We start from the raw sequence: 4,939 nt of genomic DNA, 5'->3' as shown, positions 1-4,939 counted from the left end.
ACCTCGGCGGCCGTCCCGGCCCCGGCCGGGCCGGCGACCACGAGCCACGTGCCGGACGGCACCGAGCCCGCCGGTGCCGAGCCCGACGGCCCGTCGAGGGGCTGCCACTCGACGCGGTACCGCCAGCCGGCCACCGCGTCCCGGGCCGCCGGCTCCGGGAACACCGGCCAGTAGCGGCGGTACTGGAAGGCGTAGGTCGGCAGGTCGACGGTGCCGCTCCCGGTCCCGGCGGGCAGCAGGGCGGTCCAGTCCACGGGCAGGCCGCGGACGTACGCCTGGGCCAGCGAGAGCAGGAGGCGCCCGGCGCCGCCGTCGTCGCGGCGCAGGGTGTCGGCCACGACCGGGCCGTACGACTCCAGGCTGTCCGCGATGGCCGGGGCCAGCACCGGGTGCGGGGACACCTCGACGAAGGCACCGTGGCCGGTTCCGGCGAGGGTGTGCACGGCCCGGTCGAACTCGACGGTCTCGCGCAGGCTGGCGTACCAGTAGTCCGGCACCAGTTCCGGCCCGGAGACCGTGGCGCCGGTGCTGGAGGAGACCATCGGAATCCGCGCCTCGCGGGGGGCGATGCCCTGGAGGGCGGCGAGGATCTCCTCGCGCAGCTCGTCCACGTGCGCGCTGTGCGAGGCGTAGTCCACCGGAATCATCCGGGCACGCGGCGAATCCCCGCAGGAGTCCGCCAGTTCACGCAGCGCATCGGCGTCACCGGAAACCACCGTCGCCGACGGACCGTTCACCGCCGCGATGGACAGGCGGGAACCGTACGGAGCGATCCGCACCCGCACACCCGCCACCGGCTCGGCGATCGACAGCATCCCGCCACGACCGGCAAGGGCCTTCAGGGTCCGGCTGCGCAGAGCGACCACCTTCGCCGCGTCCTCCAGCGAGAGGATCCCGGCCACGGCCGCCGCCGCGATCTCGCCCTGGGAGTGGCCCACCACGGCGTCGGGAACGACACCGGCCGCCTCCCAGACCGCAGCCAGCGACACCATCACGGCCCACAGCGCCGGCTGCACCACATCGGCGGCCTCGAAACCGTGCCGACCGGCCAGCACATCGTCCAACTGCCAGTCCACATACGGCGCCAGAGCCTCGGCACACTCGGCCAGCCGCGCCGCGAACACCGGCGAAACCTCCGCCAGCTCGCGACCCATGCCGACCCACTGACTGCCCTGCCCCGGGAAGACGAACACCGTCCGCCCGACCCCGGCCGACGGCACCTCGCCCGTCAGCACCCCGGCCCCGGGCCGGTCCGCGGCCACGGCCTCCAGTTTCGCCGCCAGCTCGGCACGGTCGGTGCCCAGCACCACCGCGCGCCGCTTGAACGCCGTCCGCGTGGTGGCGAGCGACCGGGCCACCTCCGGCAGCGGCAGCTCGGGTCGGGCCAGGAGGTGGTCCCGCAGCCGCCGCGCCTGGTCCGCCAAGGCCTCCTCGGACCGTCCGGAGACGGTGACGGGGAGCACGGCGGGCTCCGCGACCAGCACCGGCGGCGCGGCGGGCGCCGACACCGCGGCCGGCTCCGGCGTCCCGTCCGGCTCCGGCGCGGCCGGCCCTCCGGCGGGCGCCTCCTCCAGGATCACGTGCGCGTTGGTGCCGCTGATCCCGAACGCCGAGACGCCCGCCCGACGCGGCTGTTCGCCCGCCGGCCACGCCACGCGCTCCTGGAGCAGGCTCACGTGCCCCGCCGACCAGTCGACGTGCGGGGTCGGCTCCGCCGCGTGCAGCGTCGCCGGCAGCTCCTCGTGCCGCAGCGCCAGCACCATCTTGATCACACCGGCGATGCCGGCCGCCTGCTGGGCGTGCCCGATGTTCGACTTCACCGACCCCAGCCAGAGCGGCCGTTCGGCCGGATGCCCCTGCCCGTACGTCGCCAGCACCGCCTGCGCCTCGATCGGGTCGCCCAGTGTGGTGCCGGTGCCGTGCGCCTCGACGACGTCCACGTCCCCCGTCGCCAGCCGGGCGTTGGCCAGCGCCGCGCGGATCACGCGTTGCTGAGCGGGGCCGTTGGGCGCGGACAGTCCGTTGGAGGCGCCGTCCTGGTTGACGGCGCTCCCCCGGACCACGGCCAGCACCCGGTGCCCGTTGCGCCGGGCGTCCGACAGCCGCTCCAGCACCACCACGCCCGCGCCCTCGGCGAGGCCCATGCCGTCCGCGCCCGCCCCGAAGGCCTTGCAACGGCCGTCCCGGGCAAGGGCGTTCTGCTGCGAGAAGCCCACGAACTCGCCCGGGCTGACGATCACGGTCACCCCGCCGGCCAGCGCCAGCGTGCACTCCCCCGCGCGCAGCGACTGCACGGCGAGGTGCAGCGCGACCAGCGAGGAGGAGCAGGCGGTGTCCACCGACACCGCCGGCCCGGTCAGGCCCAGCGTGTACGACACCCGGCCGGACAGCACGCTCATCGCCGTACCGGTGATCAGGTGCGCCTCCGAGCCCGAGAGGTCGCCGCCGGCGGTCGCGTACCCGGAGGGCGCGGCGCCCGCGAACACGCCGGTGGCCGACTCGCGCAGGCTCGCCGGGTCGATCCCGGCCCGCTCGACCGCCTCCCAAGCCGTCTCCAGCAGCAGCCGCTGCTGCGGGTCCATCGCCAGCGCCTCGCGCGGACTGATCCCGAAGAACCCGCCGTCGAAGTCCGCGGCCCCGGAGACGAACCCGGCCTGGACGGTGCTGCTCGTGCCGTCCGCGCCCGGGGCGGCGTCGAAGAGCGCGCCGAGGTCCCAGCCGCGGTCGGTGGGGAACCCGCCGACCGCGTCCCCGCCCGCCACCAGGAGGTCCCACAGGTCCTCGGGGGTGCGCACGCCGCCCGGGTAGCGGCAGGCCATCCCGACGATCGCGATCGGCTCCCGCTCCCGCTCGGTCACCTCGCGCAGCCGGGCCCGCGTGGTGCGGAGCTTGGCGGTGGTCTGCTTGAGGAAATCGAGCAGTTTCTCTTCGTTCTGCATGGTGCTGTCGCTCACATTCGACCTCGTTCGGGAGGAGTTGGCGCCGACGGTCCCGGCATGGTCAGTCGAAGTCCGGGTCGTCGAGCTCGTCCTCCAGGAGGGCGAACAGCTCGTCGGCGGTGGCCTCCTGGAGAGCGCGCTCGTCGGCCTCGCCCGTCCCGTCCGCCCCGGTCTCGCGGACGGCGCGGAAGCGCTGGGTCAGCGCCTCCAGGCGGGCGACGATCTCCGCGCGGGTCTCGTCGTCCGACGGGGTGAGCCCGGCGGCCAGCCGCTCGAACTCGTCCAGCACGGCCGTGTGGCCGACCAGTTCCCTCCCGGTCAGCTCGGTGATCAGGAAGTCCGCCACCGCCTCCGGGGTCGGGTGGTCGAAGACCAGCGTGGACGGCACCCGCACCCCGCACGCGCTGTTCAGCCGGTTGCGGAGCTCGACGGCGGTCAGCGAGTCGAAGCCCAGCTCGCGGAAGGCCCGGCTCGCCATGATCTCGTCCGCCGAGTCGTGGCCGAGGACCGCGGCGGCGTGCGTCCGCACCAGCTCCACGACGGTCCGGCGCCGCTCGGCGGCCGACAGGCCCGCCAGCCGGGCGGCGAACTCGTTGCGCTGGTCGTCCTCCGGACGGCCGGAGGAGGTGTCCTCCTGCGCCTCCGGGATGGTGTCCAGCAGCGGGCGCGGGCGGGCGGCCGTGAAGACCGGAGCGAACTTCTCCCACTCGACGTCCGCCAGGGCGATGAACGTCTCGTCGTCGGCCAGGATCTCGCCGAGCGCCGTCAGGGCCCGGTCGGTGTCCAGGAAGTTCATGCCCTGCCGCAGCAGCCGGTGCGGGGTGACGCGACCGGGAGCCTGGTCCATCGCCGCGTCGACCGCGTTCCAGTCGCGGGTGTTCCAGACACCCCAGGCGATCGACGTCCCGGGCAGGCCCCGGCCGCGACGGTCCTCGGCGAGCCCGTCCAGGAAGGAGTTGCCCGCCGCGTAGGCGCCGTGGTCGTTGCTGCCCCACGTCGCCGAGATCGACGAGAACATCACGAACTCGTCGATGCCCAGGTCGGCCGTCGCCTCGTCCAGGTGGACGGCGCCGGCCGCCTTCGCGCCCAGTGCCGCCGCCAGACCCTCCCGGCTGGTGTCCTCGAGTCGGGCCAGGTACGGCGTGTTCGCCGAGTGCAGGACGGTGGACAGGCCCGGGCCGGAGTCCTCGATCCACGAGACCATGGCCGTGACCTGCGCACGCTCCGTCAGGTCGCACGACACGACCTCGACGGCGGTGCCCGCAGCCGCGACGGTGGCGGCCAGCGCCGCCACCCCGGGCGCCGCCGGACCCGAACGGGAGGTCAGAACCACCCTCGGCGTGCCGTGCTCAGCAAGCCACGGGCCGACACAGACACCGATCGAGCCCGTACCGCCGGTCAGCAGGACCGTCCCCTTCGGGCTCCAGGCCCCGGCCTTGGGCCGGTGCTCCTCGGCGCGCACCAGGCGGCGCAGGAACACACCCGACGGACGCAGCGCGACCTGGTCCTCCCGGCCGTGCGCGAGCACGCCGGCCAGCCGGGCGGCCGCCTCGACGTCCACCACCGGCGGCAGGTCGACCAGACCGCCCCAGCGGTCCGCGTGCTCCAGGCCCACGGCCCGGCCCAGACCCCAGACCTGGGTCTGGATCGGACTGGTCGTCACCTCGCCGGCGGCGACCTGCACCGCGCCACGGGTCAGCACCCAGAGGGGAGCGGCGATCCCGGCCCGGCCCAGCCTCTGCACCAGGTCGAGGGTGTCGGCGCTGCCGCGCGGGACCCACCCGAACTCGGCGTCCGGCGACTCGTCCAGGGCCAGGAGGGACACCACGCCCTGGACATCCGCACCGGCACCGGCGATGGCCTCATCGAGGCCCTCGAGCGTCGTCCGCACGACCTCGGCGCCACGACCCGCCAGCCCGTCGGCCACCGCACCGGCGTCCGGCGCGTCCCCGACCAGCAGCCAGGGCCCGGACAGGACCGCCGAACCGCTGATGGCGGAC

The 4,939-nt window shown here is 75.1% G+C and carries 2 protein-coding genes; both read right to left on the bottom strand.

Annotation, left to right across the window (positions count from 1 at the left end; translation table 11 throughout):
• Positions 1 to 2,939: type I polyketide synthase (locus AE652_RS29255; RefSeq protein ID WP_049656900.1), on the bottom strand; the 2,939-nt coding region annotated here is incomplete at its 3' end.
• Positions 2,940 to 3,000: 61 nt separating this feature from the next.
• On the bottom strand, positions 3,001 to 4,939 hold a 1,939-nt coding region (locus AE652_RS29250), incomplete at its 5' end, for a beta-ketoacyl reductase (protein ID WP_049656897.1).

Source organism: Kitasatospora sp. MY 5-36 (genome assembly GCF_001182915.1).
GTDB lineage: Bacteria > Actinomycetota > Actinomycetes > Streptomycetales > Streptomycetaceae > Kitasatospora.
This window is presented reverse-complemented; position numbering and strand designations above follow the sequence as displayed.